This window comes from Xanthobacter autotrophicus, from assembly GCF_030015065.1.
Taxonomy (GTDB): domain Bacteria; phylum Pseudomonadota; class Alphaproteobacteria; order Rhizobiales; family Xanthobacteraceae; genus Xanthobacter; species Xanthobacter autotrophicus_D.
Genome location: NZ_JAIVFN010000070.1, coordinates 1 through 26,073 on the forward strand (window position 1 = coordinate 1; position 26,073 = coordinate 26,073).

A 26,073-nucleotide genomic window follows, 5' to 3' on the forward strand; every position below is an offset into this window, starting at 1 on the left:
GGGCAGCGACGATCTCGTCGCCCACTGCGTCGCCACCTATTCCATCCCCGATCCAGTGCAGGGCTGATCCGGGTCAAGGACGCGCCCCCTCCAACCCGCTAGAGATGGGCCTCCCGACGGGATTGCGACGCAATCTCGCCGGAACCTGCTCCGGGGATGGCTCGAAGGGAGAGGCGGCCATGGCGACCATCCTGATCCTTCAGGGCCATCCCGACCCGGCCGGCGGCCATCTGTGCCACGCCCTCGCCGATGCCTATGCCATCGGCGCCATGGCCGCAGGCCATGCCGTGCTGCGGGTGGACGTGGGCCGGCTGGACCTTCCCCTGCTGCGCAGCCAGCACGATTTCCTCCACGCCCCGCCGCCCCACGCCCTCGCCGCCGCCCGCGCCGCGCTGGTGGAGGCGGAGCATGTGGCGCTCTTCTTCCCGCTCTGGCTCGGCGGCATGCCGGCGGTGCTCAAGGGCTTCCTGGAACAGTTGCTGCGGCCGGGCTTCGCCTTCGATTATGTGGACGGCGGCGGCACGCTCATGCTGCTGGAGGGCCGCTCCGCCCGGGTGGTCGTGACCATGGGCATGCCGGCATTCGTCTTCCGGCTGTGGTATCTCGGAGCGGGGCTGTCGGCTCTCACGCGCAACATTCTGGGCTTCGTGGGCTTTTCCCCGGTGCGCTCCACCGTGCTCGGCGGCGTCGAGGCGGCGGGGGAGGCGACGCGCCGGCGCTGGCTCGAGCGGATGGAAGCGCTCGGCCGCGCCGCAAGGTAGGGCAAGGCCATGGGATTATAGGTCGTTTTTTGATGGTGTTATTGCACCATTTTTGTAATGCTTTGTTTTATAAAGATTTTTACTGACATTACGTCATTGACGTATGTGCGGAGCTCCACTAGAAGCCGTTCATCGCCGGATCGCGATCGGCCGTAAGGTCGTCGCGACCGGCCTTCTTATTCGGAATCATCCCATGAAGACGTATTCGGCCAAGCCTGCCGAAATCGAGAAGAAGTGGGTGGTGATCGACGCCAGCGGCCTCGTGGTCGGCCGGCTCGCGACCATCATCGCCATGCGCCTGAAGGGCAAGCACCTGCCCATCTACACCCCCCACGTGGATTGCGGCGACAACATCGTCGTGGTGAACGCGGAGAAGGCGGTGTTCACGGGCCGCAAGAAGGACCAGAAGGTCTACTACCATCACACCGGCTTCCCGGGCGGCATCAAGGAGCGCACCGCGAAGTTCGTGCTCGAAGGCCGCTTCCCGGAGCGCGTCATCGAGAAGGCGGTGGAGCGCATGCTCGCCCGCGGCCCGCTCGGCCGCAAGATCATGGGCAACCTGCGTGTCTACAAGGGCCCGTCCCACCCGCACGAGGCCCAGCAGCCGGTCGCCCTCGACGTGGCGGCGCTCAACCGCAAGAACGTGAGGAACTGACATGGCCGAGGTTCTCCAGTCCCTCGACGCTCTCGGCGCAGCCAGCGTCGCCGCCGCCCAGCCCGAAGCCCCCGTGCATGTCCAGAAGCTGGACAAGTTCGGCCGCGCCTATGCCACCGGCAAGCGCAAGGACGCGGTGGCCCGCGTGTGGGTTCGTCCCGGCACCGGCAAGATCACCGTCAACGACCGGGACATCGAGGTGTATTTCGCCCGTCCCGTGCTGCGCCTCATGATCAACCAGCCGTTCCAGGTGGCGGCGCGTGAAGGCCAGTACGACGTGGTGTGCACCGTCTCCGGCGGCGGCCTCTCCGGTCAGGCCGGCGCGGTGCGTCATGGCATCTCCAAGGCGCTCACCTATTACGAGCCCGAGCTGCGCAGCCCCCTCAAGAAGGGCGGCTTCATCACCCGCGACAGCCGCGTGGTCGAGCGCAAGAAGTACGGCCGCGCCAAGGCCCGTCGTTCGTTCCAGTTCTCCAAGCGCTGATCGCGCGCCGAACGGACCGACGCACTTGCGAACGGCGGGGCCCTGGCCCCGCCGTTTTCTTTTGTGCACGCCGCCGCGTCAGATCCGCCAGACGCAAATGGCCGGGACGAGCCCGGCCATGCGCAAACACACTGGAATGGAACCGCACCGTCCGGAAGGCGGGACGCGTCAGAAGCTCGGCGTGTCGCCGTCGAGCGGGCTCCACTGGCCGTTGACAGTGGGGTCGCCGGGCGGGCCCGAGCCGTAGCCGCCCGACAGGTCCGGCGGGAACACGTAATCGTTGTTGCGGTCGTTGCCGATCTTCACGTCGGGTCGGATGGCGGGGCCGGGACCGGGATCGAGATAATTGCCCTGGGGAATGACCGGCAGCTGGATGACGCGCGGCGAAACCGGAATCCGCTGGCCCGATGAATAGGACTGCGCCGAAGCCTGCACGGCCGCCGCCGCCATAATCGCCAGCAGCATCGCTCCCGCGGTGCCGTTCGCTCCCCAGCTCACATGCGCCATGATACCGTCCCGCATCCCGCCGCACGAAACCCGCCGGCTGCCGCCTTGAAGCACGTTCCCGGCGGGGTGTGAAGGGGTGTGCCGCCGCCATCACGATGGCTGCCAAAGGCGCGATTGCCCACGGCCCGTCGGCACGGCATCTTCGTCGCCGAGTGGTTCGAGCAAAACGGACGGAACCCATCTGCCGCGAACGGGCCGAACCGCACTCTTTGATCCACCAGCCTGGATCGCGCGGCCGCCTGGACGCACCCGATGGAGGTCTCGAATGATGCGGTCCCGGCACATGACGGCGCGGCTCATCGCCGGGGTGATTCTTGCGGCCTGCATGCTCCCGGCCTTCGAGGCCGAGGCGGCGCCGGCTCGGATCATCCTGTTGCGCCATGGCGAGAAGGCCGGCCCCTGGCAGCTCTGCGCGCTCGGCAGGGAGCGGGCACGTGCGCTGGCAGCCTATTACCTCGGGCGCAACGCGCAGAAATCCCTGTTCCGGCCCGGGGAGACGCCGAAGGCGATCCTCGCCATCTCCATGCACACGCTGGACACCATCTTCCCCGTGGCCGAGAGCTGGGAGATGCCGGTCACTTTCTACAGCGCCATGCCCGAACCGAGGGGCGACGGCTTCCACCTGAGCGTCGAGCGGCTCAGCCAGCGCACGCGCGAGGCGGTCCGCGACATTCTCAATAAGCCCGGATGGGCCGGGCAGACGCTGGTGGTGGACTGGGAGCACGACCATATCGCTAAGACCGACCTCGACCGCGATCGCATGGCCGCGGCCCGCGATGTGGCCAAGGACCTCAGCGAACCGGTGGAGCGGGTTACGCTCTACGATCTGCTGCGCCTCGATCGGGTGCCCGGCGTGCCCTACACATGGCCGGGCGACACCTACGACTATTTCTGGATCATCGATTTCGATGCGCAGACCGGCCAGCCCTCCGCCTTCACCATGGTGAAGCAGGAGTTCGGGCCGCCTTTCGCCGCCGTGCCGCACAATGACTGGGGCAAGCCCGAGGGCGGCCCGCCGGCCGCACGGGCCGGCTGCACCTGAGGCCACGTCGCGGCGATGTGCGAAGGCCGCCGTCGTGTCGGCCTCCGCACCAACTGTCTGATCCGCGACAGTCCAGCGTTATTTCTTGTACTTGCGGAGCATCATCTCGATGGCGGTAACGGACTCCGACACGTTCAGCCAGTTTTCCGCCTGTTCGTCATTCTTGAACTCCCGGCCGAGATTGATGGGCTCGTCGTGTCCCGGCACGTGCAGGAAACACGCCCACTTGCCGCTCGGCAGTTGTTCCACGGTGACCTTGTGGTCGGACATTCTGCGATCCTCGCCTGCGCTGTGTTTACTTCACGGGCGGCCGGCGCATCCTTGCGCGCCCGCCGCCCCGCCGCGTCGATGCAATAGGCCGGCCAGAGCAGGCAGATCCTCCGCTTGACCGCCGTCGGCGGCGGGACCACGACTGAGCATGCCGCCGACAGGTGGCTGAGGGGAGACGGCGAGATGAACGAGAACCGCACCCGGCTCGAAAGCCCGGAGACCTTCGAACCCCTGCTGCATCTGGCGCTCCGGTTCGGCACGCTGGCGCTGCTGCTGGTCTGGTGCTTCACCATCATGCGACCCTTCCTGACCCCGATCCTGTGGGGCCTGATCATCGCCATCGCCTCCCATCCGCTGTTCATCCGCCTGAGGACAGCGGTCCAGGGCCGCACCGCCGTGGCGGCGACACTCTATGTGCTGCTTGCGCTGGGGCTGCTGGTGCTGCCGGCCTATCTGCTTGCCGACACGCTGATTTCGAGCCTCAAGCTGCTGGCCCACCACTTCGCCGACGGCACCCTGCGCGTGCCGCCGCCGCCGGATGCGGTGCGAAGCTGGATCCTGGTGGGCGAACCGCTCCACCGCTTCTGGCTGCTCGCCTCCACCAACCTCGACCAGGCCATCGCCACCGTGGCGACGGAGTTCACCTGGGTGGGGCGTTCCATGGTCTCCGGCGTCTCCGACGTGCTGCTGGGCTTTGTCGAGTTCATCATCGCCATCTTCGTGGCGGCGGCCCTCATGGCCAATGCGGCGGGCGGACAGAGAATCGCAGGCGACGTGGCCATCCGGCTCGCCGGCGAAGGCGGGCGGGGCTATGCGGACCTCACGGTGCGCACCATCCGCAGCGTCACCAAGGGCATCATCGGCGTCGCGCTCATCCAGGCGCTGCTGGCCGGGATCGGCTTCCTCGCGGCGGGCATCCCTGCCGCCGGACTGCTGGCGCTGTTGTGCCTGATCATCGCCATCGTGCAACTGCCGCTCATGCTGGTGCTGCTGCCGGTGGTGATCTACGCCTTCACGCTGCTCGATCCCGTGCCGGCGACCGTGTTCGCGGCGTGGTGCATGGGGATCAGCCTGATCGACAATGTTCTCAAGCCCCTGATGCTGGGGCGGGGCGTGGACGTGCCCATGCTGGTGATCTTCATCGGCGCCATCGGCGGCTTGCTCTCGTCCGGCGTGCTGGGCCTGTTCGTCGGGCCGGTGGTGCTGGCCCTCGGCTACACGCTGGTGCTCGCCTGGCTCCAGGCGGCACCCCACGGTGCTCCCCGGCGCGCGCCCGAGAGCCCGTAGCGCACGCCCCCGACCGGGCGGGCCCGTTCCGGGGCACCTCCGTCCAGTGCTCAGACCGCCGCGCGGGGACCCCGGGTGGCGGGCACCGGCCAGGGCGCCTCGTCGATGATGCCGGTGTCGATGGTGCGGATGTCGCGCTTGCCGCACAGCGCCATGGAGACGTCGAGTTCGTTGCGGATGATCTCGATCGCCCGGGCCACGCCCGCCCGGCCGCCGGCACCGAGGCCATAGAGGAAGGGCCGGCCGATCCACACCCCCTTCGCGCCGAGGGCCACGGCCTTGAGCACGTCCTGGCCGGAGCGGACGCCGCCGTCCATGTGCACCTCGATCCGGTCGCCCACCGCATCGACGATGCCGGGCAGCGCGGAGATGGACGAGCGCGCCCCATCCAGCTGCCGGCCGCCGTGGTTGGAGACGATGATGGCGTCCGCCCCGGAGGCCGCCGCCATGCGCGCATCCTCCACGTCGAGGATGCCCTTGAGGATCAGCTTGCCGCCCCAGCGCTCCTTGATCCACGCCACGTCCTTCCAGGAGAGGCGCGGGTCGAACTGCTCCTTGGTCCAGGAGGACAGGGAGGAGAGGTCGCCCACATTGGAGGCGTGGCCGACGATGTTGCCGAAGCTGCGGTTCCGCGTGCCCAGCATCTGCAGGCACCACAGTGGCCGCGTCGCCATCTGCCAGATGTGCTTGGGGGTGAATTTCGGCGGCGCCGACAGGCCGTTGCGCAGGTCCTTGTGGCGCTGGCCGAGGATCTGCAGGTCGAGGGTGAGCACGAGGCCGGCGCAGCCGGCCGCCTTGGCGCGGTCGATCAGGCGCTCGATGAAGGTGCGGTCGCGCATCACGTAGAGCTGGAACCAGAACGGCTTCTTCGTCGCCGCCTTCACCGCCTCGATGGAGCAGATGGACATGGTGGAGAGCGCGAACGGCACCCCCGCCGCCTCGGCCGCCTGGGCGGCGAGGATCTCGCCGTCCGCGTGCTGCATGCCGGTCAGGCCGGTGGGGGCGAGGGCCACCGGCATGGCGACGCTCTGGCCGACCATTTCAGTGGCGAGCGAGCGTTCGGTCATGTCCACCAGGACGCGCTGGCGCAGGAGGATCCGCGCGAAGTCGCTCTCATTGGCGCGGTAGGTGCTTTCCGTCCACGCACCGGAATCGGCATAGTCGAAGAACATCTTGGGGACACGACGCCGGGCGAGGGCCTTCAGGTCGTCGATGGTCAAGGCGTTCTCGAGCATTGCTTCCTCCCTGGCCGGTGCTGGCCCGGCGCGTCTTATACAAACGCCCCTGCCGACGGGCGAGGCCGCAGGGGCCGTCGCCCTGCCCACCCTGCCGGGTGGCTGGAGCTGGACCTGATGCCATCCGCCGGCGCGCCCGTCGCACCGGCGGATGCTCCTGGGATCAGCGGGCCGCGGCGGGCGCCACCACGGTCGGGACCATTTCCGTGAACGGCGGCAGGTAGGCCTGGGCCATCACCAGCAGTCCCACCAGCACCGCGAGCGCGATGGAGTGGAAGAACACATAGCGCAGGATGGAGCCTTCATGCCCGTACCACTTGGTGGCGGTGGAGGCGACGACGATGGACTGGGCGTCGATCATCTTGCCCATCACGCCGCCGGACGAATTGGCCGCGGCCATGAGCACCGGGTTGAGGTGGAGCTGCTGCGCCGTGATCTTCTGCAGGCCGCCGAACAGGACGTTGGACGCCGTGTCCGAGCCGGTCACCGCCACGCCGACCCAGCCGAGCAGGGTGCCGAACAGGGGGTAGAACCAGCCGGTATGGGCAAAGGCGAGGCCCAGCGTCGCGTCGAGGCCCGAATAGCGGGTGACGAAGCCCAGCGCCAGCATGCAGGCGATGGTGAGCAGCGAGTAGCGGATCATGTACAGCGTCTTGCCGTACATCTTCACGAGGCCCGCCGGGCTGTAGCCGAGCACGAGCCCGGAGACGATGCCGGCGAGCAGAATGCCGGTGCCGGTGGCGGACACGAGGTTGAGGTTGAACACCGCCGCCTCGGTGTGAGGCGCGGCGACCACGGGCGGCACCTTCTGCACCAGCTGGTGCAGGCCATCCACCGGGAACTTGGCCACCCACAGGCCGTCGAAGAACGCCTTGGCCTCCGGCACGCCCCAGATGAAGACGAAGACGGACAGGATGATCCAGGGCAGCCAGGCCTTGAACACCGCGCCGGGCGCCTGAGCCTCGGTGGCGGGCATGTGGCCGGTCTCCTCGCGATCCTTGGAGGACCAGTCGCGGGGCGCCTCGGTCATCGGGTTCCTGGGACGCCACACGCGCAGGAACAGCGCCAGCGCGGCCATGGAGCAGATGGCGGCCACCACGTCCACCAGCCACGGGCCGTGGAAGTTGGAGACGAGATACTGCGGCACCGCGAACGACACGCCCGCCACCAGCAGCGCCGGCCACACTTCCAGCATCTTGCGGAAGCCGACGAAGGCCCAGATGAGCCAGAACGGCACGATCAGGGAGAAGAAGGGCAGCTGCCGGCCGATCATGCCGGAGAGCTGATGCAGGTCGAGCCCGGTGACGGCGGCAAGGGCGATGACCGGAGTGCCGAGCGCGCCGTAGGCCACGGGCGCGGTGTTGGCGATGAGCGAGAGGCCGGAGGCGGCAAGCGGCGAGAAGCCGAGGCCGATCAGCATGGCGGCGGTGACCGCCACCGGCGTGCCGAAGCCCGCCGCACCCTCGAAGAACGCGCCGAACGAGAAGGCGATGAACAGGAGCTGCAGGCGCCGGTCGTCCGAAATATTGCGGATGGAGCGCTGGAGGACGTCGAACTCTCCCTTCTCGCTGGTCAGCTGATAAAGGAAGATGACGTTGATGATGATCCAGCCGATGGGCATGAGCCCGAAGGCGGCGCCATAGGCCGCCGACAGCCCGGCCATCTGGACCGGCATGCCGAAGGCAACCACCGCCACCAGCAGCGCGCTGGCGAGGCCCAGCAGCGCCGCCAGATGAGCGCGCATCTCGAAGATGCCGATGGCGCCCAGAAGAACCACGACCGGCACGGCCGCGAGCAGGGTGGACAGCAACATGCTGCCCATGGGGTCATAGACTTGAGACCAGATCATCGGGTGCCCCTCCAGCCTCAGGGCAAGCCGGGGGCGTTCGGGCGCGCGGTGCGGCCCGTGCCTTCTTTGCTGCCTCTGAGTGGTGTTTATCGGTATGTGAATATGGCTGCCGACCCCGTGCCGGACGGGGTCAATCTTTTCCTCCAGCAACGGTATTCTGGTTTTCTCGTGAACCAGTTACGGATATGCGGTAAAATACTTTGACCGCGCATGTCAACTGGAGAAATCTCTTTCACCGAAGAGGGCTGCTGGCTAAAATCAGTTCAAATCGCAATAAGGCCGCTAAACTCCTGATTCTTCTCGCGCGGCAGGACAGATGGGCAGGATGGGCAAGGACGGGATCAAGGGCGCCAGCGCGGCGGAAAGCACGGCGCGCCACATCGAGGAGCTGATTGCGGAGGGCGCGCTGCGTCCTGGTGAGCCGCTTCTTCCGGAGCGGGAGATGGCGCTGCGCCTCAACGTGTCGCGCCCCACCCTGCGACACGGCATGAAGATGCTGGAGGACAAGGGCCTGCTCGTCGCCGATACCAGCGGCAGCCGGGTCGTGGCGCCGCTCGGCACCAGCTTCACCGACCCCCTGATCGAGCTCCTGTCGTCCCGCGAGGAGGTGGTGGATGACTATCTCGAGCTGCGTGCCACGCTGGAGCGCATGGCCGCGACGCTGGCCGCGACCCGCGCCAACGAGGTGGACCGTTCCAACCTGCGCGCCTGTATGGAATGCATCGACAACGCCCATGGCGAGGCGGATGCGGGCCATGAGGCGGAAGCCGACGTGGACCTGCACGTCGCCATCTACGAGGCGAGCCACAATCTCGTGCTGCTGCACATCATGCGCGCCTTGTCCGGCATGCTGCGCCAGGGCATCTTCCACAACCGGCAAAAGCTCTATGCCCGGCCGGAGGTGCGCGACGTGCTGCGCGACCAGCACCGGGCCATCTATGAGGCCATCATGGCCCGCGACCCGGAGGCGGCCGGCCGCTGCGCCGAGGCGCACATGAGCTACACCCAGCGGGTCATCGCCGAGATCGCCGCGGCGGATGCGCGGCTGGAAGTCTCCCTGCGCCGGATCGACGGCGGTAGCATCGCCTCGCGCGCCGGCAAAACCCGCGGCTGAGCCCGGAAGCGGTCGCCCCGGCTGCTCTGGTCGCGTTTATGCTCCTGCCCGCGCGGGGTGGTGCCGTCATCGCTCCGCAGCACTCCCCAAGATAATGAATCGGGGGTATGTTTTCTGTCATCTGCCCCATTTGCCTGTCGCCAAGAACCACATAAGAAAGACGAGGGGGTTGCCGCCCGGTTCAGGTTTCTTTCTTTGCCGACAAAGCCTCCACGGCACTCCTTACGGGTGCGGAGCAGTGGGAAAAGGCTGGTGCCTTCGGAAGACGCCCCTGCGGCGGCAAGTGGTATGTGGGGAGGATCGATATGTTGCGTACCCGTGCTGTCCGCATCGCACCGCTGCTTGTGCTCGGTCTTCTTTCCCCGTCCCTGGCGCGGGCTCAGGAAAGCAGCATTCCGGTGGGCGTCGTTGCCGCGGAACTCAAGCCCATCTCCGACGCCATGGAGTTCGTCGGCCGTGTCGAGGCGCCCGAGCGGGTGGAGATCCGCGCCCGCGTGAAAGGCATGCTGGAGGCCGTCCTGTTCAAGGAAGGCGAGACGGTGAAGGAGGGGGCCCCCCTCTATCGCATCGAAAAGCCGCTGTTCCAGGCGGATGTGGAGAATGCCAAAGGCGACGTGGAGCGGGCCAAGGCCGCGCTGAGCCTCGCCAAGATCCAGCGCGAGCGTGCCGAAGAGCTGCTCGCGAAAAATGCTGGCACGGTGGTGGCCCGCGACCAGGCGGTGGCGAACGAGGAATCGTCAAAGGGCGCGCTCCTCTCCGCCGAGGCCAGCCTCCACACCGCGCAGATCAATCTCGGCTACACCGACATCGTCTCTCCCATCACCGGACGCATCGGGCGCACCACCTTCACCCGCGGTCATATCGTCGGCCCCGAGAGCGGCGTGCTCGCCACCGTGGTGAGCCAGGACCCCATGTACGTCACCTTTCCCGTGAGCCAGCGCGACTATCTGGAAGCGCAGAAGGAGGAGGGGAAGGTGGACCTCTCCAACGTGGAGGTCCGCATCAAGTTCGCCGACGGCACGGTCTTTGGCGAGGTGGGGCGGGTGAACTTCGTGGATGTGTCGGTCAATCGCACCACCGATACCATGATCCTGCGTGCCGACGTGCCGAACCCCAACGGCAAGCTGGTGGACGGCCAGCTCGTCCGCGTTGAGCTGAAGGCGGGAACGCCGGAAGAGCGGGTGGTGATCCCGCAGGCGGCGCTCATCGCCGACCAGGCGGGCGTCTATGTATTCGTGGTCGAGAACGGCAAGGCGGTGGTACGCCGGGTGAAGATCAGCGGCACCCTGGGGCCGAACGCCATCGTCACGGACGGCGTGAAGGCCGGCGAGCCGGTGGTCGTGGAGGGCTTCGAGAGCCTCAAGCCCGGCATTGCGGTACGCGCGACCCCGACGACCATCGGCCTGAAAGGCTGAGCCATGCTCTCCTCCGTCTTCGTCGACCGCCCGCGGCTCGCCATCGTCATCGCCATCGTCACGGTGATTGCCGGCCTGCTCTCGCTGCTGGCCATTCCGGTGGCGCAGTATCCCGACATCATCCCGCCGCAGGTGTCGGTGACCACCTCCTACCCCGGCGCCTCCGCCGAGGTGGTGGATTCCACCATCGCCCAGCCCATCGAGGCGCAGGTGGTGGGCGTGGACAAGCTCATCTACATGAAGAGCGTCTCCGGCGACGACGGGTCCTATTCGCTGACCGGCTCGTTCGAGCTGGGCACCGACCCGGACATCAACACCGTCAACATGAACAACCGCGTCCAGGTGGCGCTGTCCAAGCTGCCCGACGACGTGAAGCGCCAGGGCGTGGTGGTGAAGAAGAAGTCGTCGGCGCTGCTCGGCGTGCTCGCCATCTCCTCGCCGAAGGGCACCTGGGACCCGCTCTACATCTCCAATTATGTCACCATCAACGTCCTCGACGAGCTGAAAAGCATTCCTGGCGTGGGCGATGCGTCCCTCTGGGGCCCGCAGGACTATGCCGTCCGCGCCTGGGTGAAGACCGACCGCCTCACCGGCCTCGGCCTCACCACCCAGGACATCGTCGCCGCCATCCAGGCCCAGAACATCCAGGCGGCGGTGGGCCGGGTGGGCGCGCGCCCCATCTCCGACGACCAGCAGCTGCAGCTGAACCTGCGCACCAAGGGCCGCCTGTCCAGCATCGCGGAGTTCGAGCAGATCATCCTGCGCACCAATGAGGACGGCTCGGTGCTGCGCCTCGGCGACGTGGCGCGGCTGGAGCTGGGCGCGTCCAACCTCGACCGCGAAACCCTGTTCAACGGCGGCCCCGCGGCGGTGCTGGCGCTCTACCAGTCGCCCGGCGCCAACGCCATCACCACCATCAACGCCATCCGCAAGCGCATGGATGAGCTGTCGAAGTCCTTCCCCGAGGACCTCGCCTGGAAGGTCACCTACGATCCCACCTCCTTCGTGGTGGAGACCATCCACGAGGTGCAGAAGACGCTGATCGAGGCGTTCATCCTCGTGGTGATCGTGGTCTACCTCTTCCTCGGCAGCTTCCGGGCCACTTTGATCCCGACGCTGGCGGTGCCGGTGAGCCTCATCGGCACCTTCATCGTGCTCAATGCCATCGGCTATTCGGCGAACTCGGTGTCGCTGCTGGCCATCGTGCTCGCCATCGGCATCGTGGTGGATGACGCCATCGTGGTGGTGGAGAACGTCGAGCGCATGATGGAGGAGCATCCCGAGCTTTCCCCCGCCGAGGCCACCAAGAAGGCCATGGGGGAAATCACCGCGCCCATCATTGCCATCACCCTGGTGCTGCTCTCCGTGTTCGTGCCGGTGGCGTTCATTCCCGGCATTTCCGGCGAGCTGTTCCGCCAGTTCGCGGTGACGGTGGCGGTGGCCATGTTCCTGTCGGCCATCAACGCGCTCACCCTCTCGCCCGCGCTCTGCGCCATCCTGCTGAAGCCCGCCCACGGGCCGAAGAAGGGGCCCATCGGCTATGTGATGCGCGGCATCGACAAGGTGCGCGACGCCTATGGCGCGGCGGTGGCGCGCATCGTGCGCTTCTCGCTCATCGGGCTGGTGTGCGTGTTCGTGGCCTCGGGCGGCATCTTCGCCCTGTCGAAGATGACACCCACCGGCTTCCTGCCCGAGGACGACCAGGGCGCCTTCTTCGTGGTGGTGCAACTGCCCGGCGGCGCCTCCGTGGGCCGCACCACGGAGGTCATCCGCAAGGCCGAGGCGCTGTTGAAGGAAGAGCATACGGTGGAGGACTTCACCTCCGTCATCGGCCTCAACTTCATCGACAATTACTCCCAGCCCAATGCGGCCTTCATCGTGGTGACGCTGAAGCCGTTCGAGGAGCGGCACGGGGCCGAGAACGGCACCGCCGCCATTCTCTCCCGGCTCGGACCGAAGATGCGCGCCATTCCGGGCGGCTCCGTCGTGCCGCTGGCGCCGCCACCCATCGTCGGCCTCGGCACCGGCGGCGGCTTCAGCTTCGTGCTGCAGGACCTGCGGGCCGGGGACCCGAAGGCGCTGGCGCAGGTGCTGCGCGGGCTGCTGGTGGCCGCCAACCAGGACCCGCGCCTGACCCGCGTGTTCTCCACCTATTCCGCGTCCAATCCCTCGATCCAGCTCGACATCGACCGGGACAAGGCCCAGGTGCTCGGCGTGCCGCTGGACAGCGTGTTCCAGGCGCTCCAGACCTCGCTCGGCGGGCTCTATGTGAACGACATGAACCTCTACGGCCGCACCTGGCAGGTCCAGGTGCAGGCCGAGGCGGAGGATCGCAAGAGCATCGACGACATCTACCGCATCCATGTGCGCAACGACAAAGGCGAGATGATCCCGCTGCGCTCCATCGTGGAGGTGCGGGTGGAAATCGGCCCGCCGGCATTGATCCGCTACAACAACAAGCGGGCGGTGACGGTGCAGGGCGCGCCGGCCCCCGGCACCTCCTCCGGCCAAGCGCTCGCGGCCATGGACGAGGTGGCGGCGAAGACCCTGCCGCAAGGCTTCTCCGGCGCGTGGACGGACACCTCGTTTCAGGAGAAGCGGGCGGAAGGCAAGACCGGGATGATCCTCGCCTTCGCCGTGCTGTTCGCCTTCCTGTTCCTGGTGGCGCTCTACGAGAGCTGGTCGATCCCGGTGCCGGTGCTGCTCTCCGTCACCGTGGGCATGCTGGGGGCGTTCGCGGCCATCGTGATCGGCCGGCTTACCCTCGACCTCTACGGCCAGATCGGCATGATCGTGCTGATCGGCCTCGCGGCGAAGAACGGCATCCTCATCGTCGAGTTCGCCAAGGAGCGGCGCGAGCACGGCGAGGACCTCCTGCAGGCCGCCACCGAGGGCTCGCGCCTCAGGTTCCGCCCGGTGATGATGACCTCACTCGCCTTCATCCTCGGCCTCTATCCGCTGGTGGTGGCGACGGGGGCGGCACAGATGGCGCGGCAGAACGTGGGCACGCCGGTGTTCGGCGGCATGATCGCCGCCTCGTTCCTCGGCATCTTCGTCATCCCGCCGCTCTACGTGCTGTTCCAGGGCATCCGCGAGAAGCTGCGCCCCAGCACGCGGCCCAAGGCGCAGCCCGCGCCGGACGCCGCCGCCGCTGCCCATGGGGACTGACGGGCGGGCCGGCGTCCGCCTAGCCTTGCACCCGAAATCCGCAACTTGGGCCTCCCGAGTTCCGGTTCGCGAGAACCGAAATCGGCTAACGCCGGCTTCGGGCACAAGGCCGGGCATGAGGGGAATGTCGCCGCCGCTCAGAACGTCATGCGGGCGGAGAGCACGGCTTCCAGCGGGTCGCCGATGGTGTTGCCGAGATTGTTGGTGGCCTGGGACGACGTGTAATAGGTGGTATCGAACAGGTTCTTCACATTGAGCTGCACCGTGAGCGGGCGCTCGGCGGCGATCGTGTAGGCCACCATGGCGTCGAACACCACGTAGGCGGGCAGCCAGTAGGTATTGGCCGGCCCCCCCGGCGCCGCGCTGCGGCCATGGAAGCCGCCGCCCACCTTCAGGGTGTTGTCGCCCCAAACCTTGCCGAAATCATAGGTGGTGAACAGGGAATAGGTGTGGCGCGCCACGTTGGCCGGGGTCTTGCCGGCATATTGTACGTCTTCAACGATCACCGCATCGGTATAACCGTAGCTGGCGATGATGTTGATCCTGTCCGTCACCGCGCCGGCGATGTCGAATTCCAGGCCCTTTGAGCGCACCTTGCCGGCGGTCTTGGCATAGCTCTCGCCGTTGATGACCTCGGTGTAGAGCACGTTCTCCTTCTCGATGTTGAAGAGCGCCGCCGTGCCGGTCAGGCCCTTGAACAGCTCGAACTTGACCCCCGCCTCGTAGGACACGCCGGTCTCGGGATCCAGCGCGCCGATATAGTCGGCGATGGAGGTCTGGGGCATGAAGGAGGTGGAATAATTGGCATAGAAAGACAGCTTGTCCGTCGCCTTGTAGACGAGGCCCGCCCGGGGCAGGAAGGCGCCGCCCTCCGCATCGGTATTCAGGTTGAAGGGCCGGCCCTTGCCCGCCATCTGCGTGTAATACTGATAGCTCGCGCCGGCCACCAGGATCCACTGCTCGGTCAGGTAGAAGGCGTCCTGCGCATAGCCGTTGTAGAGGGTCTGCTGGATGGTCTGGTCGCTGTCCGCCGCCGATACGGTGGTGCAGATGGGCAACGTGCCGTAGACCGGCGCGTAGATGTTGAAGCCCTTCTGGTTCTTGCAGCGGAGCATGTCGGTGCGCAGCAGGTCGTAGTCATTGTAGGCGACGCCGAACAGCAGCTCGTTCTTGAAGCCGGCGATGTCCACCCGGCCGCTGAGGTCGGCGCGCACATTGTTGTCGGTCTGGGTGGAGCCCTGTGTGGCGTCCGCCCGGCGGGTGAGGATGCCCGTGGCGGAATCATAGGCGACCACGCGGGCCTGGTTGTCGGAATAGGCATCCTGGCTCCAGGCGTAGTTCACCTTGAGCTTCCAGGCGTCGTTGAATTCGTGCTCGACGCTGGCGAGGAACAGGTCGGAATCGCCCTCGGTGATGTTGTACGTCTCGTCGAAGCGGGTGCGCCGGTCCACCGGCACCGCCTTGCCGGTGTTGAGGTCGAAGATGGTGCCGCGGTCGAACGGCACGGCGTAGTCGCGGTGGGTGTAGGAGACATTCACCGCCGTGCTGTCGCCATACCAGGCGAGGGCAGGGGAGATCAGCGTCTGCTCGGTCTCGCCGAAATTGCGCCAGTAATTGGTGTCCTGCATCTCGCCGATGAGCCGGTAGGCGAAATTCGTTCCGGCGATGGGGCCGGTGATGTCGAAGTCGCCCCAGCTGCCGCCGAAGCTGGTGAGCGAGCCGGACAGGCTGCCGCCGAAGGTCTCCTGCGGCCGCTTGGTGATGACGTTGATGATGCCGCCCGGTTCCTGGATGCCGTAAAGCGTGGAGGCGGGACCCTTCAGCACCTCCACCCGGTCAGTGGTGGCATTGAAGCTGCGCGGCAGCACCGTGCGCAGACCGTTGGTGAGCACGCCGCCGTCGCGGTTGTCGCCGAAGCCGCGGCGGATGAAGGCGTCCTGCGTCCCGCCCAGCGTATTGGCCTGGGTGATGTTGGAGATATTGGCCAGCACCTGGTCGAGGGTACGGGCGTTCTGGTCGAGGATGACCTCCTGGGTCACCACGTTCACCGCCGCCGGAATGTCGAGGATCGGCATCTGGGTGAGGGTGGCGGTGGAGGTGGCCACGGGCTGATAGCCCACGTCCAGGCCTTCGCCGCGCTCGGCCTGCACCTGGACGGTGGGCAGCTCGGCATTGTCCGGCACCGGTTCCTCGGCCTGAGCCGCCTGCGACGCGGTCTGGGCGGCCGCGATGCTCGAGGCGGCGGCGATTTGCAGGAGCCCCATGGCGGAAGCCGCGAGATGCCGACGAAGACGATGCCAGCGAAGCCTCGGCGCTGCATGTGAAGACATCTGACCCTTACCCCGAACCTGATCCCGCCATCGTCCGGCCGTTGCCTGGAGCGATCGCCTTGAGCCGTGGTCCCGCCACGGCGTGAACCAACCCCGAGTTTTGGAAATTCGATGTAGTAGTAAAATCTGGAAACGATCCAATAGTTCCTGAAACGTCGATTGATCATTCCCCAATCCAGATACAAACTAAAGACACATATGGCACATTGGCGACATTATCGGTGACGAACGGTGCATGTACGGGGATTGTCTGATTGTGAACAATGTCTTTTCAGAAATGGAATAATTTGAATGTAAGCCGAATTGGTCGCGCTGCGAATTTGGAAGAGCGATAATCACGCCGGTTTGTCGCCTTTTTCTGCGCGTCCACCATTTGACTGCTACAGGACCGTGACCGACTGAGACCCATGGAACTGAGACCCATGGAAAAGCGTGAAACCGGCTCGCGCCGCCGCCTGTGGCCCGGGCCGGCCCCGTCAAGGAAGACCCGAGTGTTCGAGCCCTCGATCCCTGAACCCGCCACCGCATGTCGCATCCCGGCGGCGGAGCCCGCGCCGGGCGAGGCGACGCCGGAGGCAGCATCCAGCCTCGCGGTCAAGGGACTGAAGGCCGGCTGGGGCCACACAATCGTGGTGAACGACGTGTCGTTCGCGGTGCGCACCGGGCGGATGACCGCGCTCATCGGCCCCAACGGCTCGGGCAAGTCCACGCTGCTGTCGGCCATGGCGCGCCTTCTGAAGCCGCTCGGCGGCGCTGTGCATCTGGACGGGCGCTCCATTCACCATTTGCCGACGCGCGCCCTTGCCCGGGACCTCGGCATCCTGCCGCAGAGCCCGCTGGTGCCGGAGGGCCTGACAGCGTTCGACCTCGTCTCCCGGGGGCGCTATCCCCACCAGGGCTTCCTGAGCCAGTGGAGCGAACAGGACGATGCGGCGGTGGAGACCGCCATGCGCCTCACCGGCACGCTGGATTTCGCCCGCACGCCGGTGGAGGCCCTGTCGGGCGGCCAGCGCCAGCGCTGCTGGATCGCCATGGCCATGGCCCAGGAAACCCGCGTGATCCTGCTGGACGAGCCTACCACCTTCCTCGACCTGCGCTATCAGGTGGAGGTGCTGGACCTGCTGCACCGCCTCACCCGCGAGCACGGGCGCACCGTGGTGGCGGTGCTGCACGATTTGAACATGGCGCTTGCCTATGCCGACACCGTGCTGGGCCTGAAGGACGGGCGCATCTGCGTGCAGGTGGAGGACGGCGCCATCCTCACCCCAGCCCAGATCGCCGACCTGTTCGGCGTGGAGGTGGTGGCGGTGGAGAACCCGCGCACCGGCAAGCCGGTCTTCATTCCGCTGGCAGCGGTGTCGGAGGCGGTGCGGTGACCCTCGCGACCTTGCCGGCGCCTGGGGCCATGCCCGGCCGCAACCGCGCCCGGCGCGTGCGCCCGGTCGCGGCGACCCTGGCGCTTCTGGTGCTCCTCAGTGGCCTCGCGCTGGCCCATCTGGGAGCGGGGACGCGGCCGATCGCGCCAGGCACCGTGCTCGAGGCGCTGGTGGCGTTCGATCCCGACAGCTTCGACCACAAGGTGGTGGTGGAGCTGCGGCTGCTGCGTCTTCTGTGCTGCCTGCTGGTCGGCGCCGGCCTCGGCCTGACCGGGATGCTGCTCCAGAGCATAACCCGCAATCCCCTGGGCGAGCCCCACATTCTGGGTCTGAATGCGGGCGCGGCGCTGGCCGTGGTCTCCACCCTCACCTTGTCGCCCTGGCTGCGCCCATGGCTGCCGGCCGAAGCGCTGCTTGCCGCGCGTCCCCTCGCCGCCGCCCTGGGGGCGGCGGCCCTCTCCGGCCTGGTCATCGCCACCGCCTCGGCGGGGCGGACCGGGCTCTCGCCCATGAAGGTGACGTTGTGCGGCGTCGCCCTGTCCGCCTTCGCGGCGTCGCTCACCTCGGCGCAGCTGATCCTGGACGACCAGACGCTCGCCACCGTGCGGCTGTGGCTCGCGGGGGACCTCTCCGGCCTCTCCTATGGGGCGCTTCAGGTGGCGCTCGTGCCGGCATTCGTCGGCATGGGCCTTGCTTTCGCCCTCTCCGGCCGGCTCGACGCGCTGGTTCTGGGCGACGGCGTGGCGCGGGGCCTCGGCATCCATGTGGGCCGTACCCGGCTCGCGGGGCTTGCGGCGGCGGGCCTCCTGAGCGGGGCGGCGGTCTCCCTCGCCGGACCCATCGGCTTCGTCGGGCTGGTGGTGCCCCATGCGGTGCGCGGCCTCGGCGCCCGGGACATGCGCCTCGCCATGCCCCTGTGCGCCATCGCCGGAGCGGTGCTGCTGATCGCGGCGGACCTTGCCGCCCGCTGCCTGTTCGCCCCCCGGGAACTGGCCACCGGGGCAGTGACGGCGCTCGTCGGCGTGCCGGTCTTCATCGCGCTTGCAAGCCGGAAGCGGCCATGACGATGCGCGCCGAGGGGGCGCCGAGCGCGCCCGCCCGCGCCGCCGGCTACCGGCGCCTTGCCGCCGGCCCGCTCTCCTTCCGGTTCCGCCCGCGCTCGGCCGCGATCGCGGCCGCGCTTGCGGTTGCGCTCGCGTGCGCCGGCCTGTTCGCCCTCGCCTCCGGCAGCCTGCCCATGACCCTGTCCCAGGTGCTGACCGCCCTCGCCCGGAGCGGGGCAGGGGCGGAAGCAGCCCATGTGGTGGGGGAAATCCGCCTGCCGCGCGTCATCATGGCCATCCTGGCCGGCGCGGCGCTGGGCCTGTCGGGCGCCGCCATGCAGGCCCTGACGCGCAACGGCCTCGCCGATCCCGGCCTCGTGGGGGTGAAGGAAGGCGCGAGCGTCGCCGTGCTGGCGCTCATCCTCGCCTTCCCGGCGGTGGATGCCGCATGGCGCCCGCCGGTGGGCATGACCGGCGGGCTTGCCGTGGCGCTGGCGGTCACCGCGCTGGCGCGCGACCTCTCCGGCGTGCGGTTCGTGCTGGTGGGCATCGGCGTGTCATGGCTGCTGGCGGCGGGGCTGCTGGTCTTCATCACCACGGCGGACATCAATGACGTGGAGACCGCTTTGGTCTGGCTCGCCGGCAGCCTGCATGCCGCCGACTGGGCCCTCATCCCGGCGCTCGCCTTCTGGAGCGGGCTCGGCGCGCTGGTGCTGATCGCGACCTCCCGCGGCGCCGATGCGGCGCTGCTGGGGGATGGCGTCGCACGGAGCCTCGGCGTACGGCTCAGGACCATGAAGGCATTGGGCCTCGCCGCCCCGGTGCTGATGACGGCGGCGGCGGTGTCCTGCGTGGGCAGCCTTGGCTTTGTCGGGCTGATGGCGCCGCACATGGCGCGCTTCCTGGTGGGCGGCGGGCAGGCGGCGGTGCTGACCGCCAGCGCGCTCCTCGGCGCCGTGCTGGTGCTCGCCGCCGACACCGCGGGCCGCCTCCTGTTCGCGCCGCTCCAGATCCCGGCCGGGGTGGTGATGACGCTGGCGGGGGTGCCCGTCTTCCTGCTGCTGCTGTGGCAGCGCCGCGACCAGCTGTGACCTTTCCTCGGGACATGTGCATGATCCGCCCTCTCCGCCTCGCCCTCCTCATCGCCCTGCTGCTCGCCGCCGCCGCGCCCGCCAGGGCGCAGACGCGTCCCTTCACCGACGATCTCGGCCGCACGGTGGAGGTTCCCGAACGGCCGCTGCGCATCGTCTCCCTGCACGATCTCGACCTCACGCTGCCCTTGATCGAGCTGGGCGTGATGCCGGTGGCGAGCCACGGGCGGGTGCGGCCGGACGGCACGCGCTTCCTGCGGGCCGGCAAGCTTCTGACCGGGGTGGATTTCGACACCGCCCCCATCGCCTTCATCGGCGCCAATGCCATCGACCTGGAGGCGGTGGTGGCGGCGCGGCCCGACCTCATCATCACCTCGCCCACCCGCGACACGCCCATCTCCCAGCTGGAGCGCATCGCGCCCACGGTGAGCATCGAGCACCTGAAGGGCGGGCCGGCCGCCATCTACGGCAAGCTTGCCGCCCTCACCGGGACGCAGGCGCGCCTTGCCGTGCTTCAGGCGCGCTATGCGGCGCAGGTCGCGCAGTTGCGGGCGCTGGTGGACACCTCGCGCATCAGTGTCGCGAGCTTCCAGGCCAACCAGGGCAAGATCACCGTGTTCCACACCGACCGGGCGCTGGGGCGGGTGCTGCGCGATGCCGGCTTCCGCTTCCCCAGGCTGGTGGAGGCGATCCCCGAAGGCGGGCGCATGGATGTGAGCGCCGAGCGCATGGATGTGAGCGCCGAGCGCCTGCCGGATCTTGAAGCCGATTTCCTGTTCGGCACCTTTCGCTCGGATCTCGGCGACGGCCCGGCGGTGGAGATCGCCGCAATGGAGAAGGTGATGCCCGGCTGGTGCCGCCTGATGAAGGCCTGCCGCGAGGGCCGCTACCTGCTGCTGCCTCGGGACGAGACCATCTCCAACACCTATGCCGCGCTCAGCCTGCTGGTGGCCGTGGTGGAGACGCAAGTGCTGCGGCAGGCGCTGAAACCGCCGGCGCCGCGCTGACGCCAACGGCTCCGGTCTTCGGCCGGCGCCGGGAGGGCTTCCGCTCAGGCGCCGCGCTGGCTTGACCAAGGCCCCGATTGGAAAAGCCCCGCGCCCTGTGCCAGCATGGCCGGACACTATTTTCCTGGAGAAAGCAAAGGGCGAGATGACGACGCCGTCGCAAGGCCGCAGGAGCAAGGTGGACCGGTTCGGCGAGCGCCTGCGCCAGCGCGGCGCCACCCTGTCTCCCCGCCTCAAGGTGGTGGCCGACTATATCAACGAGAACCGCCGCACCGTGCTCGGCCAGTCGGCGCTGGAAATTGCGGCGCAGACCGCGACCTCCGACGCCACCGTCATCCGCGCCGTGCAGGCCTTGGGCTTCGATGGGCTGAAAGATCTCAAGCGCACGCTGGCCGGCCATCTGGGCGCGGTGATCTCATCCGTGGACAAGATGACCTCGACCACGCAGGAGCTGGAGCGCGACATCGACGCCTCCATCGACTTCGTGCGCGACGGTCATCTCGTCGGCATCGCCGAGGTGACCAAACCGGAGAACCGCCGGGCCATCACCGCCGCCATCGAGCTGATGCGCGGGGCGAGCGGCATCGGCCTGTTCGGCATCGGCGCCTCGGCCATCCTCGCCGACTATGCCGCCCGGCTGCTCATGCGAAACGGGCGGCATGCTTATGCCCTCAACCGCACCGGCATCGCCCTTGGCGAGCAGCTTCTCGCCATGCGGCAGGGCGACGTGCTGGTCATGATGGGCCAGGCCAGCGCCCACCGCGAGGGCGTCGCCACGCTGGAGGAGGCGCGCCGGCTCGACGTGCCCATGATCCTGCTGTCCGGCTCGGCCTCGCCCGCCTTCGGCCGGCAGGCGCAGGTGGTGATCCAGGTGCCGCGCGGCAAGTCGGAGACGGTGCCGCTGCACGGCCTCGTGCTCATGTGCCTGGAGATGCTGGTCATCGGCCTCGCCGCCACCGAGCCGGATCGCTCGGTGAAGTCGCTGGAGCGGCTGCACACCCTCTACGAGGACATCCGCCGGCCGCCGCGCGGCGGATAAGGCGGCCGCGGCCTGGTCACCCGATGGTGCCGCCCGCGACAAAGCAGGTCTGGCCGGTGATGTAGCCGGCTTCCTCCGAGGCGAAGAAGCAGATGGTGGCGGCCACCTCCTCCTGCGTGCCCATGCGGCGCAGCGGCGTGCCGGCGAGGATGTCCTCGTACATTTCCTTGCCCCACTGCTTCTCCTGCTCGGACAGCGGGGTGGGATTGCGCGGAATGGCGCGCGTGCCGTTGTCGATGGCGCCGGGGGAGACCGCGTTGACGCGGATGCCGTGCTCGGCCAGCTCCAGCGCCATGCAGGTGGTCATGGCGTGCACGCCGCCCTTCGCCGCCGAATAGGGCACGCGATAGATGCCGCGGGTGGCGTTGGAGCCCACGTTCACGATGGATCCCGCCTTCTGCTGCACCATCACCGGGATCACGGCGCGGCAGCTCCAAAGGGTCGGCCACAGGGAGCGGCGGATCTCCTTTTCCATCTCCTCCGGCTGGTATTCCCAGAACGGCTTCGCCCAGATAGTGCCGCCCACATTGTGGACGGCCACGTCGATCCGGCCATAGGCGTCGAGCGCCGCCGCGACACTGGCCTGCGCGCCCTCGAAGGTCTCGAGGTCGGTGGAGAGGGCCCGCGCGGTGCCGCCGGCCGCCTCGATCTCCGCGCGGACATTTTCGTTGTGCTCGGCCGAGCGGTCCACGATCAGGAGCCTTGCTCCCTCGCGCGCCAGCCGCAGCGCCGTGACACGGCCGATGCCCTGCGCCGCGCCGGTCACCAGGGCGACCTTGTCGGCAAAGCGCTTGTCTCCCACCTGTCGTCTCCTCTTGAAGAAAGGCGCGGCAGCCGGATCATGCCGTCGCGGTGATCGCGCGCATGGTCGGGATATCGACGATAAAGGTCTCGATACGCTCGATACGGACTGCAACGCCGGTCTGCATCCGTGGAGTGTCCTCATGTTCAGCATAAGGAAAATCACGCTGCGGGGGATCACGTCAAAGACAGTCTCGGTCCTTTTCCATACCTAAAAGGTCTGGATATGGAACTGTGCCACATCAGGTATTTCACACCCGTGGCCCGCGAGCGCAGCTTCACCCGCGCCGGGGCGAAGCTCCACATCGCCCAGTCGCCGTTGCGCCGGCAGATGCGCGCCAGTCTCTCGGAGAGACCGGCTCATCACACGAAAAAACATGGGATCAGAGAACAAAAGTCGCGCGTGCGACCGTGCGACCCCCGGAGTAGGGTCGCACGTTCTCTACCCGTTCGCGGCCGCCAGGCCTTAAGTCTTTGATATTATTGGTGAGCCCGTCGGGATTCGAACCCGAGACCCCATGATTAAAAGTCACGTGCTCTACCGGCTGAGCTACGGGCTCACTCGCCGCTGTGGTTAGGATGCCAACGCGGCAGGGTCAAGGCCGGCGGATACGGCCGGTGGGAAAGATGCGCCGCGCGGGTCCGGGCCTGTGCATATCCCAAGACCATTGACCGGCAGCCGGCCTGTGCCACCATGATTATTCATTGCCTTCGGAATTGCCATGCCCGTCCACAATCACATTGCCTCCCGTGCCGACGAGATCGCGGCCTGGCGACAGGATCTTCATCGCCATCCCGAGCTCATGTACGACCTGCCCCGCACCAGCGCCGCGGTGGCGGAGAAGCTGCGCGCCTTTGGCTGCGACGAGGTGATCACCGGTCTCGGCCGCACCGGCGTGGTCGGCATCGTCCGGGGACGGGGCGACGGCCCGCTGATCGGGCTGCGGGCCGACATGGATGCCCTGCCCATCTTGGAGCAGACCGGAGCCGCCTATGCCTCGCAGGCGCCCGGCGTCATGCACGCCTGCGGCCATGACGGGCACACGGCCATGCTGCTTGGCGCGGCCCGCCATCTGGCGGAAACCCGTGCCTTCTCCGGCACTGCCGTCCTCATCTTCCAGCCGGCGGAGGAGGGCGGCGCCGGCGCCAAGGCGATGATCGACGACGGCCTGTTCGTCCGCTTCCCGGTGAATGAGGTCTATGGCATGCACAATCTGCCGGGCCTGCCGGTGGGGCGCTTCGCCATGCGTCCGGGCGGCATCATGGCCTCCTCGGACCGCGTCGAGATCCTGGTGGACGGGCGCGGCGCACACGCCGCCCGTCCCAACCAGGGGGTGGACGTGGTGCTCACCGGCGCGGCCATCGTCACGGCGCTGCAGCAGGTGGTCTCGCGCAATCTCGACCCGCTGGCCGCCGCCGTCGTCTCCATTCCCATGTTCCATGCCGGGGAAGCGGACAATGTTCTGCCGCCCCGCGCGCACCTCGCGGGCACCATGCGCGCCCTTGATGCCGACGTACGGGAAGCCTTGCGTGCCCGCATCGTGGCGGTGGCGGAAGGCGTGGCGGCCGCGCACGGCGCGACGGCGACGGTGAGCTTTTCCCAGGGCTATCCCGTCACCCGCAACCATGTGGAGCAGACCGCCTTCACGGCGGAGGTCGCGGCGGAAATCGCCGGCGCGACCGGAGTGGACGCGGCGGCCCCGCCCTTGATGGCGGCCGAGGATTTCGCCTTCATGCTGGATGAAAAGCCGGGCGCCTACATCTTCATCGGCAACGGCCCGTCCGCGGACCTGCACCATCCGCAGTATGATTTTGCCGATGCGGCCATTCCATTCGGCGCGTCCTATTGGGTTCGGCTGGTGGAGCGCGCGCTGCCGCTCTCGGTCTGACCCGAAATCGCGTTCAGCCCGGCTTGCGCAGGATGAAGGTGAGGCGGCCTTCCTCCACCGTGCGTTCTTCCAGCGCCGCGCCCGTCTCCTGCGCCACGTGGGGAATGTCGATCACCGTCATGGGATCGGTGCAGGTGACCACGAGGCGCGTTCCGGCCACGGCTTCCTTCAGCGCCTTGCGGGTGCGCAAGGCGGGCAGGGGGCATTTCAGCCCCCTCAGGTCCAGCTCCACCGTTTCCGGTGCTGGGGCGGGCGCCTTCAAGCGGCCTGGTCCCTGAGCCGCGCCAGGCTCTCGTCGCGGCCGAGCACGATCAGCACGTCGAAAATGGGCGGGGAGGTGGCCTTGCCGGTGAGCGCCGCCCGCAAAGGCTGGGCCACGGCGCCGAGCTTCACGCCCTGGGCCTCCGCATAGGCCCGCACGGCAGATTCGGTGGCGGCGGCCGTCCACTCCACCCGTTCCAGTTCGGTGACGAGGCGCCCGAGATGCGCCCGGCCTTCCGCCGAGAGCAGGGCGGCGGCCTTCTCGTCCAGCGGCAGCGGACGCTCGACGAAGATGAACTCGGCATTGTCGATGAGCTCGACGATGGTCTTGGCGCGCTCCTTCATCGCCGGCATGGCGGCGGCGAGCTGGGCGCGGCGTTCCGGCGTCATCCGCGCGAGGCGATGCTCGGCATCGGGCAGATGGGGCACCAGCGCGTCGATGGCGGCCAGCAGTTCCGCATCGCTGGAGGCGCGCATGTAGTGACCGTTGAGGCTCTCCAGCTTCTGGAAGTCGAACCGGGCGGCGGACCGGCCCACCTTGTCGAGATCGAAGAAGTCGATCATCTCCTGGGTGGAGAACACTTCCTGGTCGCCATGGCTCCAGCCGAGGCGCACCAGATAGTTGCGCAGCGCCGCCGGCAGGTAGCCCATGTCGCGATAGGCATCGACCCCGAGAGCGCCGTGGCGCTTGGAGAGCTTGGCTCCATCCGGCCCGTGGATGAGCGGGATATGGGCCATGCGCGGCACCTCCCAGCCCAAAGCGCGATAGATCTGGGTCTGGCGCGCGGCATTGGTCAGGTGGTCGTCGCCGCGGATGACGTGGGTGACGCCCATGTCGTGGTCGTCCACCACCACGGCCAGCATATAGGTCGGCGTGCCGTCCGAGCGCAGCAGCACGAGGTCGTCCAGATCCTTGTTGGGGAAGGTGACGGTGCCCTGGACCATGTCGTCGATCACCGTCTCCCCATCCTGCGGCGCGCGCAGGCGGATGACGGGCGCGCGGTCGGTGGGACGCTCGGCGGGGTCGCGGTCGCGCCAGCGGCCGTCATAGCGCGGCGGGCGGCCCTCCTTGCGGGCGAGCTCGCGCATCTCGTCCAGTTCCTGGGGCGTGGCGTAGCAGGGATAGGCGTTGCCTTTCGCCAGCATCTCCTCCACTGCGGCGCGGTGCCGCTCCGCCCGGGCGAACTGGTAGATGGGCTCGCCGTCCCAGCTGATGCCGAGCCATTCCAGCCCCTCGATGATGGCGTCGATGGCCTCCCTGGTGGACCGCTGGCGGTCGGTGTCCTCGATGCGCAGCAGCATTTTGCCACCCGTGTGCCTGGCATAGAGCCAGTTGAACAGGGCCGTGCGCGCCCCGCCAATGTGCAGGAAGCCGGTGGGGGAGGGGGCAAAACGGGTGACGATCTGCGACATGGGGAACTCGGCGAGGCTCGGTCCATGGGGGCGGAC

Annotated in this window: 23 protein-coding genes and 1 tRNA gene; 15 read left to right on the forward strand and 9 right to left on the reverse strand. The window is 67.9% G+C overall.

Annotation, left to right across the window (positions count from 1 at the left end):
• Positions 1-179 precede the first annotated feature (179 nt).
• The 3 genes from K9U40_RS14520 (at position 180) to rpsI (ending at position 1,900) form a co-directional block, all read left to right on the forward strand.
• Positions 180-761: an NAD(P)H-dependent oxidoreductase gene (locus K9U40_RS14520; protein WP_282890871.1), complete on the forward strand. Its 582-nt coding sequence runs from the start codon at positions 180-182 to the stop codon at positions 759-761.
• Positions 762-954: 193 nt separating this feature from the next.
• Positions 955-1,416, forward strand: a complete 462-nt coding sequence (rplM, locus tag K9U40_RS14525) for a 50S ribosomal protein L13 (protein WP_012116314.1) — start codon at positions 955-957, stop codon at positions 1,414-1,416.
• A 1-nt stretch (position 1,417) separates the two neighbouring features.
• A complete protein-coding gene (gene rpsI / locus K9U40_RS14530; protein WP_282890872.1) occupies positions 1,418-1,900 on the forward strand; it encodes a 30S ribosomal protein S9 in 483 nt (160 codons plus the stop codon).
• A gap of 168 nt (positions 1,901-2,068) precedes the next feature.
• On the opposite strand, the gene K9U40_RS14535 is transcribed toward rpsI, so the two are convergent.
• Positions 2,069-2,407, reverse strand: coding sequence for a hypothetical protein (locus tag K9U40_RS14535; protein WP_282890873.1), 339 nt, complete (start codon positions 2,405-2,407; stop codon positions 2,069-2,071).
• Positions 2,408-2,672: 265 nt separating this feature from the next.
• Between K9U40_RS14535 and K9U40_RS14540 the strand changes: the two genes are divergently transcribed.
• Positions 2,673-3,449 carry a histidine phosphatase family protein gene (locus tag K9U40_RS14540; RefSeq protein ID WP_282890874.1) on the forward strand — a complete coding sequence of 259 codons (777 nt, stop codon included), beginning with the start codon at positions 2,673-2,675 and terminating at the stop codon, positions 3,447-3,449.
• A gap of 78 nt (positions 3,450-3,527) precedes the next feature.
• Here the strand turns inward: K9U40_RS14540 and K9U40_RS14545 are convergent, their stop codons facing one another.
• Positions 3,528-3,719 (reverse strand): hypothetical protein, encoded by a 192-nt coding sequence (locus K9U40_RS14545; protein WP_282890875.1) that lies wholly within the window; start codon positions 3,717-3,719, stop codon positions 3,528-3,530.
• A 183-nt stretch (positions 3,720-3,902) separates the two neighbouring features.
• On the opposite strand from K9U40_RS14545, the gene K9U40_RS14550 reads away from it, so the two are divergent.
• On the forward strand, positions 3,903-5,006 hold the full coding sequence (locus tag K9U40_RS14550; protein WP_282890876.1) for an AI-2E family transporter: 1,104 nt from the start codon (positions 3,903-3,905) through the stop codon (positions 5,004-5,006).
• A gap of 50 nt (positions 5,007-5,056) precedes the next feature.
• Here K9U40_RS14550 and K9U40_RS14555 read toward each other — a convergent pair whose 3' ends face one another.
• Positions 5,057-6,241 carry an alpha-hydroxy acid oxidase gene (locus K9U40_RS14555; RefSeq protein ID WP_282890877.1) on the reverse strand — a complete coding sequence of 395 codons (1,185 nt, stop codon included), beginning with the start codon at positions 6,239-6,241 and terminating at the stop codon, positions 5,057-5,059.
• Between the two features lie 163 nt (positions 6,242-6,404).
• Entirely contained in the window at positions 6,405-8,090 is a 1,686-nt protein-coding gene (locus K9U40_RS14560; RefSeq protein ID WP_282890878.1) for an L-lactate permease, read from the reverse strand.
• 325 nt (positions 8,091-8,415) lie between these two features.
• On the opposite strand from K9U40_RS14560, the gene K9U40_RS14565 reads away from it, so the two are divergent.
• The 3 genes from K9U40_RS14565 (at position 8,416) to K9U40_RS14575 (ending at position 13,787) form a co-directional block, all read left to right on the forward strand.
• Positions 8,416-9,204 carry an FCD domain-containing protein gene (locus tag K9U40_RS14565; RefSeq protein WP_282890879.1) on the forward strand — a complete coding sequence of 263 codons (789 nt, stop codon included), beginning with the start codon at positions 8,416-8,418 and terminating at the stop codon, positions 9,202-9,204.
• A gap of 305 nt (positions 9,205-9,509) precedes the next feature.
• Positions 9,510-10,619, forward strand: coding sequence for an efflux RND transporter periplasmic adaptor subunit (locus tag K9U40_RS14570; RefSeq protein WP_282890880.1), 1,110 nt, complete (start codon positions 9,510-9,512; stop codon positions 10,617-10,619).
• 3 nt (positions 10,620-10,622) lie between these two features.
• Positions 10,623-13,787 carry an efflux RND transporter permease subunit gene (locus K9U40_RS14575; protein WP_282890881.1) on the forward strand — a complete coding sequence of 1,055 codons (3,165 nt, stop codon included), beginning with the start codon at positions 10,623-10,625 and terminating at the stop codon, positions 13,785-13,787.
• A 137-nt stretch (positions 13,788-13,924) separates the two neighbouring features.
• On the opposite strand, the gene K9U40_RS14580 is transcribed toward K9U40_RS14575, so the two are convergent.
• Complete coding sequence (locus tag K9U40_RS14580) at positions 13,925-16,051, reverse strand: TonB-dependent siderophore receptor (RefSeq protein ID WP_282890882.1); 2,127 nt, start codon at positions 16,049-16,051, stop codon at positions 13,925-13,927.
• Between the two features lie 557 nt (positions 16,052-16,608).
• On the opposite strand from K9U40_RS14580, the gene K9U40_RS14585 reads away from it, so the two are divergent.
• From K9U40_RS14585 to K9U40_RS14605, 5 genes are all read left to right on the forward strand, one after another.
• On the forward strand, positions 16,609-17,493 hold the full coding sequence (locus K9U40_RS14585; RefSeq protein ID WP_349239436.1) for an ABC transporter ATP-binding protein: 885 nt from the start codon (positions 16,609-16,611) through the stop codon (positions 17,491-17,493).
• Positions 17,490-18,557, forward strand: coding sequence for a FecCD family ABC transporter permease (locus K9U40_RS14590; protein ID WP_282890883.1), 1,068 nt, complete (start codon positions 17,490-17,492; stop codon positions 18,555-18,557). Before K9U40_RS14585 ends, K9U40_RS14590 begins: the two co-directional genes overlap by 4 nt.
• Positions 18,554-19,627 (forward strand): FecCD family ABC transporter permease, encoded by a 1,074-nt coding sequence (locus tag K9U40_RS14595; RefSeq protein WP_282890884.1) that lies wholly within the window; start codon positions 18,554-18,556, stop codon positions 19,625-19,627. The genes K9U40_RS14590 and K9U40_RS14595 overlap by 4 nt, the downstream gene beginning before the upstream one ends.
• Before the next feature lie 20 nt (positions 19,628-19,647).
• Positions 19,648-20,634 carry an ABC transporter substrate-binding protein gene (locus K9U40_RS14600; protein ID WP_282890885.1) on the forward strand — a complete coding sequence of 329 codons (987 nt, stop codon included), beginning with the start codon at positions 19,648-19,650 and terminating at the stop codon, positions 20,632-20,634.
• Between the two features lie 145 nt (positions 20,635-20,779).
• The gene (locus tag K9U40_RS14605; protein ID WP_282890886.1) at positions 20,780-21,673 is read left to right on the forward strand and encodes a MurR/RpiR family transcriptional regulator; all 894 of its coding nucleotides are present in this window, start codon (positions 20,780-20,782) and stop codon (positions 21,671-21,673) included.
• 16 nt (positions 21,674-21,689) lie between these two features.
• Here the strand turns inward: K9U40_RS14605 and K9U40_RS14610 are convergent, their stop codons facing one another.
• The gene (locus tag K9U40_RS14610) at positions 21,690-22,475 is read right to left on the reverse strand and encodes a 1,6-dihydroxycyclohexa-2,4-diene-1-carboxylate dehydrogenase (protein WP_282890887.1); all 786 of its coding nucleotides are present in this window, start codon (positions 22,473-22,475) and stop codon (positions 21,690-21,692) included.
• A gap of 225 nt (positions 22,476-22,700) precedes the next feature.
• Between K9U40_RS14610 and K9U40_RS24830 the strand changes: the two genes are divergently transcribed.
• A complete protein-coding gene (locus tag K9U40_RS24830; RefSeq protein ID WP_414114760.1) occupies positions 22,701-22,952 on the forward strand; it encodes a LysR family transcriptional regulator in 252 nt (83 codons plus the stop codon).
• Between the two features lie 6 nt (positions 22,953-22,958).
• On the opposite strand, the gene K9U40_RS14620 is transcribed toward K9U40_RS24830, so the two are convergent.
• Positions 22,959-23,034, reverse strand: a tRNA-Lys gene (locus K9U40_RS14620).
• 162 nt (positions 23,035-23,196) lie between these two features.
• On the opposite strand from K9U40_RS14620, the gene K9U40_RS14625 reads away from it, so the two are divergent.
• Positions 23,197-24,363: a M20 aminoacylase family protein gene (locus K9U40_RS14625; RefSeq protein ID WP_282890888.1), complete on the forward strand. Its 1,167-nt coding sequence runs from the start codon at positions 23,197-23,199 to the stop codon at positions 24,361-24,363.
• A 13-nt stretch (positions 24,364-24,376) separates the two neighbouring features.
• On the opposite strand, the gene K9U40_RS14630 is transcribed toward K9U40_RS14625, so the two are convergent.
• Together K9U40_RS14630 and gltX are read right to left on the reverse strand one after the other, a co-directional pair.
• Positions 24,377-24,625 (reverse strand): sulfurtransferase TusA family protein, encoded by a 249-nt coding sequence (locus tag K9U40_RS14630; protein ID WP_282890889.1) that lies wholly within the window; start codon positions 24,623-24,625, stop codon positions 24,377-24,379.
• Positions 24,622-26,037 carry a glutamate--tRNA ligase gene (gene gltX, locus K9U40_RS14635; protein ID WP_282890891.1) on the reverse strand — a complete coding sequence of 472 codons (1,416 nt, stop codon included), beginning with the start codon at positions 26,035-26,037 and terminating at the stop codon, positions 24,622-24,624. Before gltX ends, K9U40_RS14630 begins: the two co-directional genes overlap by 4 nt.
• Between the last annotated feature and the right edge of the window lie 36 nt (positions 26,038-26,073).

Bases quoted from the DNA above. Each gene is read 5' to 3' on its own strand.
- K9U40_RS14520 (WP_282890871.1), top strand. From the start codon at position 180: ATGGCGACCATCCTGATCCTTCAGGGCCATCCCGACCCGGCCGGCGGC.
- rplM (WP_012116314.1), top strand. From the start codon at position 955: ATGAAGACGTATTCGGCCAAGCCTGCCGAAATCGAGAAGAAGTGGGTG.
- rpsI (WP_282890872.1), top strand. From the start codon at position 1,418: ATGGCCGAGGTTCTCCAGTCCCTCGACGCTCTCGGCGCAGCCAGCGTC.
- K9U40_RS14535 (WP_282890873.1), bottom strand. From the start codon at position 2,407: ATGGCGCATGTGAGCTGGGGAGCGAACGGCACCGCGGGAGCGATGCTG.
- K9U40_RS14540 (WP_282890874.1), top strand. From the start codon at position 2,673: ATGATGCGGTCCCGGCACATGACGGCGCGGCTCATCGCCGGGGTGATT.
- K9U40_RS14545 (WP_282890875.1), bottom strand. From the start codon at position 3,719: ATGTCCGACCACAAGGTCACCGTGGAACAACTGCCGAGCGGCAAGTGG.
- K9U40_RS14550 (WP_282890876.1), top strand. From the start codon at position 3,903: ATGAACGAGAACCGCACCCGGCTCGAAAGCCCGGAGACCTTCGAACCC.
- K9U40_RS14555 (WP_282890877.1), bottom strand. From the start codon at position 6,241: ATGCTCGAGAACGCCTTGACCATCGACGACCTGAAGGCCCTCGCCCGG.
- K9U40_RS14560 (WP_282890878.1), bottom strand. From the start codon at position 8,090: ATGATCTGGTCTCAAGTCTATGACCCCATGGGCAGCATGTTGCTGTCC.
- K9U40_RS14565 (WP_282890879.1), top strand. From the start codon at position 8,416: ATGGGCAAGGACGGGATCAAGGGCGCCAGCGCGGCGGAAAGCACGGCG.
- K9U40_RS14570 (WP_282890880.1), top strand. From the start codon at position 9,510: ATGTTGCGTACCCGTGCTGTCCGCATCGCACCGCTGCTTGTGCTCGGT.
- K9U40_RS14575 (WP_282890881.1), top strand. From the start codon at position 10,623: ATGCTCTCCTCCGTCTTCGTCGACCGCCCGCGGCTCGCCATCGTCATC.
- K9U40_RS14580 (WP_282890882.1), bottom strand. From the start codon at position 16,051: ATGGGGCTCCTGCAAATCGCCGCCGCCTCGAGCATCGCGGCCGCCCAG.
- K9U40_RS14595 (WP_282890884.1), top strand. From the start codon at position 18,554: ATGACGATGCGCGCCGAGGGGGCGCCGAGCGCGCCCGCCCGCGCCGCC.
- K9U40_RS14600 (WP_282890885.1), top strand. From the start codon at position 19,648: ATGATCCGCCCTCTCCGCCTCGCCCTCCTCATCGCCCTGCTGCTCGCC.
- K9U40_RS14605 (WP_282890886.1), top strand. From the start codon at position 20,780: ATGACGACGCCGTCGCAAGGCCGCAGGAGCAAGGTGGACCGGTTCGGC.
- K9U40_RS24830 (WP_414114760.1), top strand. From the start codon at position 22,701: ATGGAACTGTGCCACATCAGGTATTTCACACCCGTGGCCCGCGAGCGC.
- K9U40_RS14625 (WP_282890888.1), top strand. From the start codon at position 23,197: ATGCCCGTCCACAATCACATTGCCTCCCGTGCCGACGAGATCGCGGCC.
- gltX (WP_282890891.1), bottom strand. From the start codon at position 26,037: ATGTCGCAGATCGTCACCCGTTTTGCCCCCTCCCCCACCGGCTTCCTG.